General features: G+C 59.9%; 15 protein-coding genes and 1 pseudogene. 8 read left to right on the plus strand and 8 right to left on the minus strand.

The window, feature by feature from the left end; genetic code table 11:
* Positions 1-20: 20 nt before the first annotated feature.
* From ilvC to LPU83_RS51405, 3 genes and pseudogenes are all read right to left on the minus strand, one after another.
* Entirely contained in the window at positions 21-1,040 is a 1,020-nt protein-coding gene (gene ilvC / locus LPU83_RS51395; RefSeq protein ID WP_024313539.1) for a ketol-acid reductoisomerase, read from the minus strand.
* Positions 1,041-1,085: 45 nt separating this feature from the next.
* Positions 1,086-1,751 (minus strand): annotated as a pseudogene (locus LPU83_RS51400) (TetR/AcrR family transcriptional regulator).
* Positions 1,752-1,889: 138 nt separating this feature from the next.
* On the minus strand, positions 1,890-2,795 hold the full coding sequence (locus tag LPU83_RS51405) for an AraC family transcriptional regulator (protein ID WP_024313541.1): 906 nt from the start codon (positions 2,793-2,795) through the stop codon (positions 1,890-1,892).
* A gap of 268 nt (positions 2,796-3,063) precedes the next feature.
* Between LPU83_RS51405 and LPU83_RS51410 the strand changes: the two genes are divergently transcribed.
* Positions 3,064-3,435, plus strand: coding sequence for a VOC family protein (locus LPU83_RS51410; protein WP_029709916.1), 372 nt, complete (start codon positions 3,064-3,066; stop codon positions 3,433-3,435).
* A gap of 172 nt (positions 3,436-3,607) precedes the next feature.
* Positions 3,608-4,654, plus strand: coding sequence for an NAD(P)-dependent alcohol dehydrogenase (locus tag LPU83_RS51415; RefSeq protein WP_024313542.1), 1,047 nt, complete (start codon positions 3,608-3,610; stop codon positions 4,652-4,654).
* Between the two features lie 35 nt (positions 4,655-4,689).
* Here the strand turns inward: LPU83_RS51415 and LPU83_RS51420 are convergent, their stop codons facing one another.
* Both LPU83_RS51420 and LPU83_RS51425 read right to left on the minus strand, forming a co-directional pair.
* The gene (locus LPU83_RS51420; protein WP_024313543.1) at positions 4,690-5,961 is read right to left on the minus strand and encodes an NAD(P)/FAD-dependent oxidoreductase; all 1,272 of its coding nucleotides are present in this window, start codon (positions 5,959-5,961) and stop codon (positions 4,690-4,692) included.
* A 131-nt stretch (positions 5,962-6,092) separates the two neighbouring features.
* Positions 6,093-6,557, minus strand: a complete 465-nt coding sequence (locus LPU83_RS51425) for an Lrp/AsnC family transcriptional regulator (RefSeq protein ID WP_024313544.1) — start codon at positions 6,555-6,557, stop codon at positions 6,093-6,095.
* Between the two features lie 160 nt (positions 6,558-6,717).
* Here LPU83_RS51425 and LPU83_RS51430 point away from each other — a divergent pair, with 160 nt between their 5' ends.
* The 4 genes from LPU83_RS51430 to LPU83_RS51445 all read left to right on the plus strand — a co-directional run bounded on the left by LPU83_RS51430 (position 6,718) and on the right by LPU83_RS51445 (position 10,399).
* Positions 6,718-7,437, plus strand: coding sequence for an aspartate/glutamate racemase family protein (locus tag LPU83_RS51430; protein WP_024313545.1), 720 nt, complete (start codon positions 6,718-6,720; stop codon positions 7,435-7,437).
* Between the two features lie 65 nt (positions 7,438-7,502).
* Positions 7,503-8,420: a bifunctional helix-turn-helix transcriptional regulator/GNAT family N-acetyltransferase gene (locus LPU83_RS51435; RefSeq protein WP_024313546.1), complete on the plus strand. Its 918-nt coding sequence runs from the start codon at positions 7,503-7,505 to the stop codon at positions 8,418-8,420.
* Between the two features lie 60 nt (positions 8,421-8,480).
* On the plus strand, positions 8,481-9,098 hold the full coding sequence (locus LPU83_RS51440) for a TetR/AcrR family transcriptional regulator (protein WP_024313547.1): 618 nt from the start codon (positions 8,481-8,483) through the stop codon (positions 9,096-9,098).
* A 71-nt stretch (positions 9,099-9,169) separates the two neighbouring features.
* Positions 9,170-10,399, plus strand: coding sequence for an MFS transporter (locus LPU83_RS51445; protein WP_024313548.1), 1,230 nt, complete (start codon positions 9,170-9,172; stop codon positions 10,397-10,399).
* Here the strand turns inward: LPU83_RS51445 and LPU83_RS51450 are convergent.
* On the minus strand, positions 10,385-10,801 hold the full coding sequence (locus LPU83_RS51450; protein WP_024313549.1) for a winged helix-turn-helix transcriptional regulator: 417 nt from the start codon (positions 10,799-10,801) through the stop codon (positions 10,385-10,387). The two genes, LPU83_RS51445 and LPU83_RS51450, sit on opposite strands and share 15 nt — an antisense overlap.
* A 116-nt stretch (positions 10,802-10,917) precedes the next feature.
* Between LPU83_RS51450 and LPU83_RS51455 the strand changes: the two genes are divergently transcribed.
* On the plus strand, positions 10,918-11,805 hold the full coding sequence (locus LPU83_RS51455) for an SDR family oxidoreductase (protein WP_024313550.1): 888 nt from the start codon (positions 10,918-10,920) through the stop codon (positions 11,803-11,805).
* A 57-nt stretch (positions 11,806-11,862) separates the two neighbouring features.
* On the opposite strand, the gene LPU83_RS51460 is transcribed toward LPU83_RS51455, so the two are convergent.
* Entirely contained in the window at positions 11,863-12,615 is a 753-nt protein-coding gene (locus LPU83_RS51460; RefSeq protein WP_024313551.1) for a pyridoxine 5'-phosphate synthase, read from the minus strand.
* Between the two features lie 413 nt (positions 12,616-13,028).
* Here LPU83_RS51460 and LPU83_RS51465 point away from each other — a divergent pair, with 413 nt between their 5' ends.
* Positions 13,029-13,715, plus strand: a complete 687-nt coding sequence (locus LPU83_RS51465) for a MerR family transcriptional regulator (protein ID WP_024313552.1) — start codon at positions 13,029-13,031, stop codon at positions 13,713-13,715.
* 16 nt (positions 13,716-13,731) lie between these two features.
* Here LPU83_RS51465 and LPU83_RS51470 read toward each other — a convergent pair whose 3' ends face one another.
* Positions 13,732-14,859, minus strand: a complete 1,128-nt coding sequence (locus LPU83_RS51470) for an ATP-dependent DNA helicase (RefSeq protein WP_024313553.1) — start codon at positions 14,857-14,859, stop codon at positions 13,732-13,734.
* Between the last annotated feature and the right edge of the window lie 29 nt (positions 14,860-14,888).

Here is a 14,888-nt window from a genome sequence, read left to right on the forward strand (position 1 = left end):
AAGCAGTAGTTCGAAACCGCTTAGTTGACGCTCTTGTCGACCAGCTTGTTCTTGCCGATCCACGGCATCATGCCGCGAAGCTTGGCGCCGACTTCTTCGATCTGATGGCTATCGTTCATGCGACGAATACCCTTGAAGCGCGAGCCGCCAGCCCGGTATTCCTGCATCCAATCGGACGTGAACTTGCCGGTCTGGATGTCGTGCAGAACGCGCTTCATTTCAGCCTTGGTTTCAGCGGTGATGATACGCGGGCCGGTGACGTATTCGCCCCACTCAGCGGTGTTGGAGATCGAGTAGTTCATGTTGGCGATACCGCCTTCATAGATCAGGTCGACGATGAGTTTCACTTCGTGCAGGCACTCGAAATAGGCCATTTCCGGCGCGTAACCGGCTTCGACCAGTGTTTCGAAGCCAGCGCGGATGAGTTCGACGAGACCACCGCAGAGAACGACCTGCTCGCCGAAGAGGTCGGTTTCGCACTCTTCGCGGAAGTTGGTTTCGATGATGCCCGAACGGCCGCCGCCAACGCCGCAGGCGTAGGAGAGAGCGAGTTCAAGTGCATTGCCGGAAGCGTTCTGGTGAACGGCAACGAGGCAGGGAACGCCGCCGCCCTTCTGGTATTCGCCGCGAACCGTGTGGCCCGGGCCCTTCGGCGCGATCATGACGACATCGAGCGAAGCCTTCGGCTCGATCAGGCCGAAGTGAACGTTGAGGCCGTGTGCAAAGGCGATTGCAGCACCGTCACGGATGTTGCTGGCGATGTCGGCCTTGTAGATGTCGGCCTGCAACTCGTCCGGGGTCGCCATCATGATGAGGTCGCCCCACTTGGCAGCGTCGGCAACGGTCATGACCTTGAAGCCGTCGGCTTCTGCCTTCTTGATGGTGGCCGAACCGGCCTTGAGCGCGATCGCAACGTTGGCGGCACCGCTGTCCTTGAGGTTCAGCGCGTGCGCACGGCCCTGCGAACCGTAGCCGACGATGACGACGTTCTTGGACTTGATGAGGTTGATATCGGCATCACGATCGTAATAGACGCGCATTGTTCTTTCCTTCCCTTTGCTGGTCCTGTGACTTGTAAGAGGGGATCAGCCGACGAGCGGCATCTCCGCCAAAACCTTCTCCGTGCCGTAAAGGCGCAGGAAGGCGCAAACCGCCCTCTCCGCCTGACGCGCGGTATCCTTGAGACCCGGCTCGCCGAGCAGCATGCGAACATGCAGATCGGAAACGATCAGGCCATAAAGCGTGTGATATGCCTCGTCGGCATCATTAAAGCGTAGCAGCCCGGCACGCTTGCCGGAATCGATAAGCCCCATGGCGCGGCGATCGATCTGGCGGCGGCCCCGCTCCAGAAGCAACTTGCCGAGCTTGGAGCCGTCGCGATGCGACTGGCCGATGGCGAGGCGGTTCAGCGCCAGCGAAACGTCGCCGGCGAGAACCTCCAGCAGATCCTATGAGAAGATGACGAGGTGATCGTGCAGGCTCACCGACGTCAGTCGCTCGCCGTTGCGCTCGAACGTGCGCACCTTGCTCGCCTGGTAGGCGATCATCGCCGACAGCAGCCCGTCGCGGTCGCCGAACCACTTGTAGAGGCTTTCCTTAGAGCAGTTCGCCGCGCGCGCGACGCCGGATGTCGTCAGCGCCTTCTCGCCGCCGTCGACGAGCAACCGCAGCGCCTGCTCCAGAACGGCGTTTTGGCGCGGCGAAAACTCGCTGGGCTCCAAATTATCGACGGACACGGTCTCACTCCCGATTAGTACCGTACGGTACGGTTCGCGGGCTTTATGCTGCAAAGCTTAGGGCGCGTCAAGCGGCATCTTACGAAAATTCCCGCCTCGTTTCGAGCCGTCGATTTCCGTCGTCAAGACCGGTCCGACGCGGCAATTGCTTGGTCAGGCACCGTCAACGGGCTCGCGCGCGGCCTCGACGTCTCTCAGTGGGGACAGGCCATAGACGCGGCTGTACTCCCGGCTGAACTGCGACGGGCTCTGGTAGCCGACGCGATGGCCTGCCGTCCCGGCATCCAGCCTCTCGATCAGCATCAAGCGCCGCGCCTCATGCAGCCGCAGCTGTTTCTGGTACTGTACTGGCGTCATCGCAGTAATCGACTTGAAATGATGATGGAAGGACGACACGCTCATGCTGACCTGGTCGGCGAGGTCCTCGATGCGCAGTGGCCGGGCAAAGTTCTGCCGCAACCAGGCAATGGCGCGGGCGATGCGGTTGCCATGGCTGTCGGCGACCGCAATGTTGATGAGCCGGCCACCGTCCGGACCGGTAAGGACCCGATATAGGATCTCCTGCTCGATCAGCGGTGCCATCGCCGCAATGTCCTTTGGACTATCGAGCAAACGCAGGAGCCGCACCGCCGCATCCAGGAGTTCGGCTGTCGCTATGTTTACGACAATCCCGCGCCCGCCTACGGGTGCTGTCGGGCGCGGGAGATCAGTGCGGCTCAGAAGATCGAGAACCTTCTCGCTGTTGACGGCGAGTGTCAGGCAGAAATGTGGAACCTCTGGGCTCGCCTCCACGACGCGCCATGTCACCGGCAGGTCGAGCGATGTCAGAAGATAGTCGCCAGCGCCGTAGTTGATGACATCGGTGCCGAGGCGAAGGCTCTTGGCGCCTTGGATAACGAGGGCGATGCAAGGTCGGTAGCTGCCATGGCACGGCGCGCTCGGAGTGTGTCGGCGGCTGATCCCCAGGCTCTCGATGGCGGTGCGGAACTCACCCTCTCCGTCCGCGTGACGCGCGGCAATGGAAGCGATTTCCTGATAAGGATTGAACGGCAAGGTCATGTAGAACTCGTTCTGAGATAGCAGGTTCACTTTATCTAAGCTTCACGGCAGCATCCTACAAACCCGTAGTCGCACTATTCGGTCTCCGGAAGCAAAGGAGATTAGTCGTCATGACGGGAATGGATCGCTAGGGGCAGCTCGACGTCAAAATCGGCCGTTGCAGCATTCGCGATACTTCCTATTCTGCCAGGCTGCAAAACATCATGCGGACGTCGCGCTTTGGTCCGGTATCTTGCGCAACGACTTTGAGCGTCTCGAGAGGAAAATGATGCGTTTTATCAATCCTATTCCTTTCGTTCGCGACATAAGTCGCTCGAAGGAATTTTATAACGAGCTGCTCGGTCTGAACATTATAGAGGACGCCGGAAATTTCGTCCTTTTCGAGTGTGGATTTGCAATCCACGAAGGACAATCACTTGAACAAACGATCTGGGACCAGAAGCATGACGCTGCCGAACCCTATGGGCGAAGAAACTTGCTTCTGTATTTCGAACACGGCGATCTTGATGCCGCGTTTGAAAATATCGCGCCGCATGTCGAATTGATCCACGCAGTAGAAAAGCAAGCGTGGGGACAGCGGGTCTTCCGATTTTACGATCCGGATGGGCACGCAATAGAAATTGGCGAGCCACAGAGCTGAATTGCTTAGAAGATTCGCGAACCTCCTGAAATTCGTGACGCGGTCCGTTATATGGCTCTGCCCGTGAATTTTGCAGGATCGTGCAAGAAGCTTGCAGGATCGCTCTAACGCCTCTTCGTAGTCCCGAGGCATAGTCGGGCTGTCCAATTGCTCACATCAAAGGAAGTTTCAGATGGCTATTGCAAAAGGCTATGCCGCGACGGATGCGTCGAAACCGCTAACACCCTTCACCTTCGAGCGCCGCGAGCCCAATCCCGATGACGTCGTGATCGACATCAAGTTTGCCGGCATCTGCCATTCGGACATCCACACCGTCCGCAACGAATGGAAGAACGCCGTCTATCCGATCGTACCGGGTCATGAGATCGCCGGTATCGTCTCCGCGGTCGGCGAGGCCGTGACGAAGTTCAGGGTCGGCGATCGTGTCGGCGTCGGCTGCTTCGTCGACAGCTGCATCGGCTGCGCTACCCGCGACGTTGACCGTGAACAGTATATGCCGGGTCTCGTCGGCACCTACAATGACTTCGAAGCCGACCGCAAGACGCGCACCCAGGGCGGCTACTCCGACTCGATCGTCGTCAAGGAAGGCTACGTGATGTCGATCCCGGACAACCTTCCGCTCGATGCCTCGGCCCCACTGCTTTGCGCCGGCATTACGCTCTATTCGCCGCTGCGTCACTGGAATGCCGGCCCCGGCAAGAAGGTCGCGATCGTCGGCATGGGCGGGCTCGGCCACATGGGCGTCAAGCTCGGCGCCGCGATGGGCGCTGACGTCACCGTTCTGTCCCAGACCCTTTCCAAGAAGGAAGATGGCCTCAAGCTCGGCGCCAAGGAATATTACGCCACCAACGATCCGGCAACCTTCGAGAAGCTCGCCGGCGCCTTCGATCTGGTGATCTGCACGGTCAGCGCTGAAGTTGACTGGAATGCCTACCTTGGTCTGGTCAAGGTCGACGGCGCCTTCGTCGTCGTCGGTGCGCCGGAAAACCCGATCCCGGTTCATGCTTTCGCACTGATCCCAGGCCGCAAGAGCATTTCCGGCTCGATGATAGGCTCGATCAAGGAAACCCAGGAAATGCTGGATTTCTGCGGCAAGCACAACATCGTCTCCGAGATCGAGAAGATCAACATCCAGCAGGTCAACGAAGCCTACGAACGCGTTCTGAAAAGCGATGTTCGCTATCGCTTCGTCATCGACATCGCCTCGCTGGCTGCCTGACAAACGCAAAGGGCGGCCTGGAGCCGCCCTTCTTGTTATGTGCAATTGTCGTCGCGCATCGTTTCCTTCTGAGTGATGAGCCGCGCGCTGTGCTGACCGCTCAGGTAGATCCAGAGCCAGCTCCAGGCCACCGCAAAGCGCGAACGCGTTCCGATCAGGAAGTAGATATGGGCGATGCCCCATATCCACCAGGCGATCCGGCCTTTCAGTTTGATGCGACCGAAATCGATGATGGCGGCACTCTGGCCGATCGTCGCAAGACTGCCCCGATGTCTATAGCGAAACGGTGCGGGCGCCGGTTTTGCCGCTAGGCGCGCGCGGATCACCTTTGCTGCATAGGCACCCTGTTGCTTGGCGGCCGGCGCGATCCCCGGAACCGGAGCGCCGCTCTCCTGAATGACAGAGGCCGTGTCGCCGACGACAAAGACATCCGGAAACCCCGGCGCCGTCAGATCCTTCTCGACGATGACGCGCCCCGCCCGATCTGCCGGCACATCGAGCCACTTGGCAGCGGGCGAGGCCTGTATGCCCGCAGCCCAGACGATCGTGCGGCTTGCGATGAGTCCTTGGCTTGTCTCGACGCCTGCTGACGTGCACTCCAGGACGCGCTCGCCGATATGCAGTTCGACACCCAGTTCTCCAAGCGCCTTGCCGGCATAGGCCGAAAGCTCTTCGGCAAAGGTCGGAAGCACGCGCGGCCCCGCCTCGACGAGCACGACCCGTGTCTTGCGCGTATCGATATTGCGGAATTCGCGCGGCAAGGTATTGCGCGCAAGCTCGACAATGATCCCGGCGAGCTCGACACCGGTCGGCCCTGCACCGACTATCGTGAAAGTCAGAAGCGCGTCACGCATAGCGGGATCGGTTTCGGTCTCTGCCCGCTCGAATGCGAGCAAAACCCGCCGTCGGATTGTCGTTGCGTCCTCCAGCGTCTTCAGACCTGGTGCAACCGGCTCCCAATCATCTCGCCCGAAGTATGCGTGCGTTGCCCCCGTCGCGAGAACAAGGCTGTCATAACGCAGCGTCATGCCGCCGCGTAATGCAACCTCCCTTCCGGCCGTATCGACACCAACGACTTCGCCAAGCACCGTCGTAACGTCCGGCCGGTCGCTATAGAGGTGGCGAATGGGCCAGGCGATATCCGAGGTCGAGAGGATTGTTGTCGCCACCTGGTAAAGCAGCGGTTGGAACAGGTGATGATTGCGACGGTCGACAAGGGTGATGCGGACACCCGCTCCCTTCAAATCGTTTGCCAACTGCAATCCGCCGAAACCGCCACCGACAACGACAACGTGGTGCTCGCTCATGCCTTGCCTTTCCGTGCCATTGCGCTACCGCAAATGTCGTCGATTGCCTGCGGCTTTCAACCTCTCTTTGGGCATAGCTCGCCTGCGTCCAGCGGTTGTCGCGGAGGTCGAATTCAGAGAATGGAAACAACTCAATCTGCGTAAGCAACCGGAATCGATGTCCCGCTTTTCAGCAATTCCATCGAGATGGACGCGGACACGTCGAAGAGTTCGATCTTGCGAACGATCTGCTTATAGATCACATCGTAGTGCTCGACGCGTGGGAGCACGATCTTCAGAATGTAGTCGTGGTTCCCGGTGAGCCGATGCGCTTCGACGATCTCGGGAATGCTGCTGATCGCCCGCCGAAACGCTTCGATCCACTCGTCTGTGTGATGCGCGGTCTTGATCAGCGCAAACACCGTCGTCGGCACGCCCATCTTCTCGCGATCGAGCACGACGATTCGCCGCGCGATATGGCCGCTCTCCTCCAGCCGCTGGATGCGCCGAGAACAGGCAGAGACCGATAGCGCGACACGTTCGGCAAGATCCGTCACCGAAATGCCTGCATCGGACTGCAAGAATTCCAGGATTCGTCGATCGCGGTCATCCAGCATCGGCCTTCCTATCTTTCATGGTTGTCGTTTGCACAATATTCGATATCCACGCAAAAAAACAGCGTACGCCGAGAATTTAAAACAAACAAAGCAAACCATTTGCGCGAGGATCGATGCAAGATTTCAGCAACAGGAAATTCCAGACGGGAGCATAAAAACAATGCAGACAATCGGACTGATTGGTGGGATGAGCTTTGAAAGCTCGGCGGTCTACTATCGCTTGATCAACGAAATGGTGCGCGAGCGCCTCGGTGGGCTCGCCTCTGCCGACCTCCTGATGCACTCCGTCAATTTCGACGAGATCGTCGCCATGCAGAAGGCGGGCGACTGGGACGCCGCCGCAAACCGGCTCGGCGACGTGGCCCTGCACCTGCAGATCGCCGGCGCGCGCTGCATGCTCATCTGCACGAATACCATGCATCTCATCGCCGATCAGGTCGCCTCGCGAATCTCCGTGCCGCTGATCCACATCATCGACGAGACCGCCAAGTCCCTGAAGGCCGCCGGACGGAAGCGCCCGCTGCTGCTTGCCACGCGATACACGATGGAGCATGGCTTCTATGCCGATCGCATGAAGAGGCTCGGCGTCGACATCGCAGTTCCCGAGGCCGCCGACCGAACTGCTGTCCACGACATCATCTTCAATGAGCTCTGCGCCGGTAAGGTGCTCGAGAGCTCGCGTGATAAGCTCCTGCAGATCATCGAGCGCGAGCGGGCCAAGGGCGCCGACAGCATCATTCTCGGCTGCACGGAAATCTGCCTTATCCTCGACCCGAACGACCTGCCCCTGCCCGGCTTCGACACGACAGAGATCCATGCCCGGGTGGCGGTCGAGTTCGCGCTTGCCGACGAAGTGGTCGAAGAGACCGTCGCCGCCTGAGTGCAAAATTAGTTGACTCAGTCAAATAAAAGCAGGACAAAATCTCGTATCAGGAGGTTTTGTCCATGTCCGACTCTGGCTTGATCGACGTCGCCCGCGACTTCAATCGCTTCTACACCAACTTTCTCGGCGTCTTGAACCGGGCCTATCTCGATACGGAGTTCACGCTCAGCGACGCGCGTGTCCTCTTCGAGATCGGCTCTCGCCAAGGTGTAAGCGCGGTCACGCTTGCCGGCGACCTGCACCTCGACCCCGCCTATCTCAGTCGGATCCTCAAGCGCTTTCGAGCCGGCGGCCTGATCGAAACACAAGCCGATCCAAGCGATCTGCGCAGTCAGATCATTACGGTCACTACCAAGGGACACGATCAGTTCGAGGAACTTGGCAGGCGCTCAAATGCTCAGATCGCGGAGCGCTTCGGCAACCTCGCCGCGGGCGAGCCGCAAAGCGTCGTAACGGCAATGACAGCCATCCGCTCGCTACTCGATCCGGACGCCGCACCCCCTCCATTGGTCATCCGCGCCCACCGGCCCGGAGATATCGGCTGGATCGTCCAGAGCCAGGGCAAGGCCTATACCGAGGAATACGGCTGGGACATGCGCTTCGAGGGCCTTGTTGCAGAGGTCGCCGGCAGGTTCCTGACGAATTTCGATCCGTCGATGGAGTATTGCTGGATTGCCGAACGCGGCGGCACCAACATCGGTTCGATCCTTGTCACCAATGGTGGCGACGGCGTTGCGAAGCTTCGCCTGCTCTACGTGGACAAGGCGGCTCGCGGCCTCGGGCTCGGCAAGATGCTGGTGGACGAGTGCATTCGCTTTGCCAAGGCAAAGAAATATCGACAAATCTCTCTATGGACGAACGACATCCTGCACGCTGCGCGCGGCATCTACTTAAAGACCGGTTTTCGCCTTGTGTCTGAAGAGAGGCACCGGATGTTCGGGCCCGAGGAAAACGGTCAGACCTGGATTCTTGATCTCTGATTTGCTGCGTCGCAAAAGTTTCACTTGATTTGGAAACGATCGTTTCCTAATTAAGTCACCATGACCATGACGACCTTCACTGGAACCACCCGCACACGCGGAAGACCGCGCGAGTTCGATCGCGATGCAGCACTGGACAAGGCGCTGCAGGTTTTTTCCGAGCGCGGCTATCATGCTGCGTCGATCAGCGAACTCACAGAGGCAATGGGCCTTGCCTCCGGCAGCGTCTACAAGGCGTTCAAGGACAAGCGCGGAATATTCCTCGCAGCCTTCGACCGGTATCGCACGGTGCGTCGCGGCCTGCTGGATGCCCGCATGGCGAAAGTCGAAACCGGCCGCGACAAGATTCGGCAGGTCCTGACCCACTATGCCCTCTCCTCCCACGGCACCTCTGGGCGGCGGGGCTGCTTGGTCGTCGGCAGCGCGAACGACCTTGCGCTTTTCGACGAAGAGGCTGCCGAACGTGTCGCAGCCGCCTTCGCGGCCAACGAAAACCTGATCGCCGACCTCCTCCACCTCGGCCAAAGCGACGGCTCGATCTCACGCGAGATCGATGTCGCCGCCACTGCCCGGACACTTCTGTGCATGACCAATGGAATGCGCGTCGTCGGCAAGACGGGGCGCAATGAGGACGACATGGCCGCTGTCGCCGAGACTGCAATGAAGCTTCTTGTGTGAATCGGGTTGCGATCGACCCGCCTCAGCACGCAACCTTTTTTAATCATCCGATAGCCCCACCGGAGCCCATTATGAGCCTTTCGACCACCACGCGGGAAACCGTCGCGCCACAGACGATCTCGCCGTTGATGACGTTTCTTTTCGCTGCCGCGTGCGGGCTCGTCGCGGCCAATCTCTACTACGGCCAGCCGCTCGCAGGCCCGATCAGCGCCTCCCTCGGCTTCACACCGGCGGCAACCGGCCTGATCGTCACCCTGACGCAGATCGGCTATGGTCTCGGCCTTCTGCTGATCGTTCCCCTCGGCGACCTGCTGGAAAACCGCAGACTTGTGCTGACCCTCATCGCCGTCTCTGCCGTCGCTCTCGTCGGCGCGGCTCTATCGTCGACTCCACCCACGTTTCTCCTGGCCTCGTTGTGCATCGGCCTCGCCTCGGTCGCCGTCCAGGTGCTCGTTCCCTTTGCCGCCCACATGGCGCCGGACGCAAGCCGTGGCCGCGTCGTCGGCAACGTCATGAGCGGGCTGCTGTGTGGCATCATGCTGGCGCGCCCCTTCGCCAGCTTCCTTGCCGAGGCGACGTCCTGGCACATGGTCTACTTCGTCACCGCTGCCTTGATGATCGCGCTCGTCGTCATCCTAAGGGCTAACCTGCCAGTGCGTGTTCCTCACACCCAGCTGAGCTATGGCAAGCTGCTCGCCTCTATGGCGGACCTCGCCCTCCATTCGCGGGTTCTCCAGCGTCGCGCACTTTATCAGGCCGGCATGTTCGCTGCTTTCAGCCTGTTCTGGACCACCACGCCCCTGCTTCTGGCAGGCCCGGAATTCGGGCTAACGCAGAACGGTATTGCCTTGTTCGCGCTGGCGGGTGCTGCCGGTGCCATCGCTTCGCCGATCGCCGGACGCCTGGCCGACCGCGGCCTGACCAAGGCTGCCTCAACGCTGGCGATGCTGCTTGGAATGTCGGCCTTTCTCATCAGCCACTTCGCGACGGACGGTTCGCCGACGGCGCTGCTGTTGCTGACGGCGGCGGCGATCCTGCTCGATTTCGGCGTCACGACCAATCTTGTCTGCGGACAGCGTGCCATCTACGCGATCAGCGCCGAGCATCGCAGCCGCCTGAACGGTCTCTACATGGCGACGTTCTTTGCCGGTGGAGCGATCGGATCGGCTGTGGGCGGCTGGGCTTATGCCACCGGTGGTTGGACGATGACTGCCTGGATCGGCTTCTCGTTCCCGGCTTTCGCGTTCCTTCTCTTCCTGACGGAAGGTCGCGGTCAGCAGGCAGTCTCAGACGCTGGCTGAGTCGAACCTGAGCCGGGCGGCGCGAACCGCATCATGGTTTCCTTCCGCCCAGTTCAGCAGCAGTGCGAGGGTGCCGTAGAGCGAGCGGCCAAGATCGGTCATGCGATACTCGACACTCGGCGGCTTGGTCGGAAACACCTCCCGCTCGATATAGCCGTCACGCTGCAGATCTCTTAGCGTCTGCGTCAGCATGCGCTGCGAGATGTCAGGGATCATCCGCCGCAACTCGCCGAATCGGTATGGACGCTGCGACAACGCCTCGAGCATCAGCGTCGACCATTTGCCGCCGATCTGCTGCATCATGTCCCGGACCGGGCAATTGCTGAAGTCGAGCTTGCTGAGATCGACTTCACGACGAATGCCGGGTGCCTCGTTCTTCAGGTTGACGACGGCGCCGCTCATCCTTGGTTCCCTTTTGGTAACGTAGAGCGAAAAAACTGCCTTCTTTACAGACGCCAGTCAATTCCTAATCTAGAGCTACTCTCTTTTTGAGACTGCAACGAACCTAGAGGAAAGACATGAGCGAGACCATTCTCATCACCGGCGCCGCCGGCCAACTCGGCCAGAAGGTCATCCATCATCTGCTCGAGACCGAAAAAGTTCCGGCGGCAAACATCATCGCCGCAACGCGCGATCCCGCCAAGCTCGCAGATCTTGCCGCCAAGGGTGTCATCGCCCGCAAGGCCGATTTCGACGACGCCGCCTCGCTCGAAGCTGCCTTCAAGGGCGTCGATCGGCTGCTGATCATCAGCACCGACGCGCTTGCCGTCCCCGGTCAGAGGCTCAAGCAGCATAAGGCAGCGGTGGATGCAGCGGCCAAAGTGGGCGTGATCCATATCGCCTACACGTCGATGCCCTCGCCGGACAAATCCCTGGTGACCTTCGCGCCGGACCACCTCGGCACCGAGAATGCCATCAAGGCAACGGGTATTCCCTACACGATCATTCGCAATGCCTGGTACATGGACAATTATCTCCACGGCATGCCGCATAATCTCCAGTCCGGAAGCTGGTACACGGGCAGTGGCGAAGGCAGGGTTGCCAACATCTCCCGCGAAGACTGCGCGCGGGCGATCGCGGCAGCTCTTGCCTCAAGCACAAACGAAAGCGCAACCTATACACTGACCGGCGCTGAATCCCTGACAGCTGACCAGATCGCCGCAACAATCGCTGATGCCGTCGGAAAGCCGCTGAAGGCCATGAAAGTCACCGATGAGCAACTTGGCCAGGGCATGCGCGGCGCAGGTCTGCCCGATTTCGTCGCAGACATGCTGGTCTCCGCCGACGCCAACATCCGCGCAGGCAACTTTGATCTGGCGACAGCCGATTATGAGAAGCTGACCGGCAAGAAGCCTGAAACGCTTAAGGACTTCTTCGTCGCGCACAAGGCCGCCCTCATCGCTTGAACCGGTCAAGGAAGCCCGCTTCGCACCACCGGAGCGGGCTTTCGCCTATTCGCGGTCTTAGATCTTCTGGCCGCACGCCCGGCAGAACCGCCGGACCGTTTCGGCCATGCCGAATTCAAGCGCATCGGCTGTCAACCCATGCCCGATGGATACCTCGGCGAGGTTCGGAATGCGCTTTACGAGCGGCGGCAAGTTCGCCACCGTCAGATCGTGCCCCGCATTGACGCCGAGGCCGATCGCTAGCGCCGCATCCGCTGTCTTGCCAAGCGCCTCAAGGATCGGCCCTGCCCGTTCGGGCGACCCGAAGCACCCGCCATAAGGACCCGTATAGAGTTCGATCCGGTCAGCGCCGACCGCCTTGGCGATCGCGAGGGCCTCGGCGTCCCCGTCGCCATCGGCGAACAGCGATACGCGCGTGCCCGTCTTCTTCAGCCGCGCAATCACCTCTACCAGAAAGTCCCGGTGTTTGCGGAAATCCCAGCCATGATCAGAGGTTGCCTGCGAAGGATCGTCCGGAACCAGTGTTACCTGCTCGGGTGCCGCACCGGCGCAGAGTTCAAGAAACTCATCGGTCGGATAGCCTTCGATATTGAACTCGGCGTCCGGAAATTCATCATCGATCAGGTTGCGGATGACGGGCAGGTCGGAGAAGCGAATGTGCCGCTGGTCGGGCCGCGGATGCACGGTCAATCCGCTCGCGCCGGATTGCAGCGCGATCCGCCCCAACCCCTCGATACTCGGCCACGGCAGGTCACGGCGGTTGCGCAGCATCGCGACGGCATTGAGATTGACGGAAAGCGTGGTCGGCATGGCAGGATTCCAATGAAGCGAAGGATGATCGTTTCTAAGCCAATGAGTCGGCACGGGCCAACGAGATTCGTACATGAATGCATGTGAATCTGTGATGACGCGAGTGTTTCACCCATCAGCGCGACGCTGAAAGTACATCTGGTTCGGTCTTCGCGCTTTAAACGATCAAGCGTTTCTCCAACGCTGATTCCTCACGAGAATCGTCATCGCCCGGGCAACTTTTCCCTGCAAATTAAAGGTCACTAATTTTGATACTAACAAAATACGTCAATCACGAGTAACGTAAGCTCTCGATATCGAAGAGAACACCGCCAGTTGCTTCGAGCCTGAACAGAAACGATAAGAGGGAACCCCACTCAGCCGCACCCTTTTGCAATTTGCAGACGCACAATGAGCACAATGGGAGGGACACCATGCAAGAAGGTTACAAGCAGGGGTTCACGTCAGACCTAGCGACACAAACGCGACCGCGGCACCGTTTCCTCCCTTTAGCGGCCCTCCCCGCCGATTTGCCCCGCGGACGAGTCCCGATCGCCGATATGGCCAATGCCTTCGGCGTTACGCATCGTACCCTGCACTTCTATGAGGAAAAGGGACTGATTTCCGCCAGCCGAATCGGTCTGATGCGCGTCTATGAGCCGGGCGATGTCATGCGCATGGCCGTCATCAACGCCTGCCGCGAGGCGGGTATGGCGGTAGCTGTGATACAGGACCTGATGAACGACCTCGTCGAGGCCGGTTCGCAGGAAGCTGCCGAGACTTTGTTTCGCGACGCGCTGGTGACCCGCAAACGCGAACTCAGCGCGGAAATGTCCACATTGCATCGGCAGATGCAGCAGGTGAACGAGCTGCTCGACCACGAAGCAACCGACGATCAAACGCTCAACGACAATCAAGGCGGATCGCCACTCACGGATCAGGAGTTGCGGTGTCTGGCACTGATGGCTGCAGGGCTTTCCACGCAGCGCATTGCACGCACCCTCGACCTTCCAAATGACGATGCTCAAAATCTCGAATCCGGCATCATCGTGAAATTCCGCGCCAACAACCGCTTTCAGGCCATTGCCCAGGCCGTCATGCTGGGTGTCGTACAGGTCTGACTGCAGGCGGCAAGCCTTAACGCACGATCGTCAGCGTCTCCGCTGCGCGCGTTATTGCGGTGTAGAGCCACCGCTCGCGCGTGTCGCGGAACGCCCAGCTTTCATCGAACAGCACGACGTTGTTCCACTGCGAGCCCTGCGCTTTGTGAACCGTCAGCGCATATCCATAATCGAATTCGTCATAGCGCTTGCGCGTGTTCCAAGGGATTTCACCCTCGACGTCCTCGAAAGCCTGCTTCAGCAGTTTGACCTTCGCCGCGCCGCGATCCATGTCGTCGTCTTCAGGCCGGATCAACAGGTTGATGCCAGGCTTTGTCGTCTCCTTGGACGACGTCATGACCTGCCAGAGCGAGCCGTTGAGCAAGCCCTTTGCCGGATCGTTGCGCAGACAGACCAGCTTGTCGCCCGTTTGCGGGTATTCGGTATTAAAGCCCTTCAACTCGCGAAGGCGCTGATTGTACCGACGTCGCGTTCTGTTGGTACCGACGAGCACCTGATCGGCGTCAAGCACCAGCGACTGGTTCACGTCGCCTTTTGAGATGACCTGCGCAGTGCCATAGTCGCCGTAACTAACTTCGTTGCCCTCACGCACCTGCATAGCGAGCTGGATGATCGGATTGTCGCGAGCCTGGCGGTGAATATCCGTCAACAGATAGTCCGGCTCCTGATTTGTGAAGAACCCGCCGCCGGAAACGGGAGGCAACTGCCCCGGGTCACCGAGCACCAGGATCGGGGTGCCGAAGCTCATCAGGTCCCGGCCGAGCGCCTCGTCCACCATCGAGCATTCGTCGACCACGATGAGGGCGGCCTTGGCCACCGGACTCTGCCGGTTGATAGAAAACATCGGAGCGATGGAGGTCTTGCCCGTCTCCTCGTCCTCGACGGCTTCCTCGCCGCGCGGACGATAGATCAGCGAGTGGATCGTCTTCGCATTGCTGGCACCCCGCGACCGCAGCACCTGCGCCGCCTTGCCCGTAAACGCGGCAAACAGCACTTCACCATCGACGTGCTCCGCGAAGTGGCGCGCAAGTGTGGTCTTGCCCGTGCCGGCATAGCCAAACAGGCGGAAAAGCGGAGACCGCCCTTCCTTCAGCCATTTAGAAACGGCCTTCAGGGCTTCATCTTGTTGCGGAGCAAATTGCATCGTGGATCGACTTGGCAGGATTCGCCGGG

The organism is Rhizobium favelukesii, assembly GCF_000577275.2.
In the GTDB taxonomy this organism is placed as follows: domain Bacteria; phylum Pseudomonadota; class Alphaproteobacteria; order Rhizobiales; family Rhizobiaceae; genus Rhizobium; species Rhizobium favelukesii.

Excerpts from the sequence above, each read along its gene's own strand:
- ilvC (WP_024313539.1), bottom strand. The coding sequence starts at position 1,040 with ATGCGCGTCTATTACGATCGTGATGCCGATATCAACCTCATCAAGTCC.
- LPU83_RS51405 (WP_024313541.1), bottom strand. The coding sequence starts at position 2,795 with ATGACCTTGCCGTTCAATCCTTATCAGGAAATCGCTTCCATTGCCGCG.
- LPU83_RS51410 (WP_029709916.1), top strand. The coding sequence starts at position 3,064 with ATGCGTTTTATCAATCCTATTCCTTTCGTTCGCGACATAAGTCGCTCG.
- LPU83_RS51415 (WP_024313542.1), top strand. The coding sequence starts at position 3,608 with ATGGCTATTGCAAAAGGCTATGCCGCGACGGATGCGTCGAAACCGCTA.
- LPU83_RS51420 (WP_024313543.1), bottom strand. The coding sequence starts at position 5,961 with ATGAGCGAGCACCACGTTGTCGTTGTCGGTGGCGGTTTCGGCGGATTG.
- LPU83_RS51425 (WP_024313544.1), bottom strand. The coding sequence starts at position 6,557 with ATGCTGGATGACCGCGATCGACGAATCCTGGAATTCTTGCAGTCCGAT.
- LPU83_RS51430 (WP_024313545.1), top strand. The coding sequence starts at position 6,718 with ATGCAGACAATCGGACTGATTGGTGGGATGAGCTTTGAAAGCTCGGCG.
- LPU83_RS51435 (WP_024313546.1), top strand. The coding sequence starts at position 7,503 with ATGTCCGACTCTGGCTTGATCGACGTCGCCCGCGACTTCAATCGCTTC.
- LPU83_RS51440 (WP_024313547.1), top strand. The coding sequence starts at position 8,481 with ATGACCATGACGACCTTCACTGGAACCACCCGCACACGCGGAAGACCG.
- LPU83_RS51445 (WP_024313548.1), top strand. The coding sequence starts at position 9,170 with ATGAGCCTTTCGACCACCACGCGGGAAACCGTCGCGCCACAGACGATC.
- LPU83_RS51450 (WP_024313549.1), bottom strand. The coding sequence starts at position 10,801 with ATGAGCGGCGCCGTCGTCAACCTGAAGAACGAGGCACCCGGCATTCGT.
- LPU83_RS51455 (WP_024313550.1), top strand. The coding sequence starts at position 10,918 with ATGAGCGAGACCATTCTCATCACCGGCGCCGCCGGCCAACTCGGCCAG.
- LPU83_RS51460 (WP_024313551.1), bottom strand. The coding sequence starts at position 12,615 with ATGCCGACCACGCTTTCCGTCAATCTCAATGCCGTCGCGATGCTGCGC.
- LPU83_RS51465 (WP_024313552.1), top strand. The coding sequence starts at position 13,029 with ATGCAAGAAGGTTACAAGCAGGGGTTCACGTCAGACCTAGCGACACAA.
- LPU83_RS51470 (WP_024313553.1), bottom strand. The coding sequence starts at position 14,859 with ATGCAATTTGCTCCGCAACAAGATGAAGCCCTGAAGGCCGTTTCTAAA.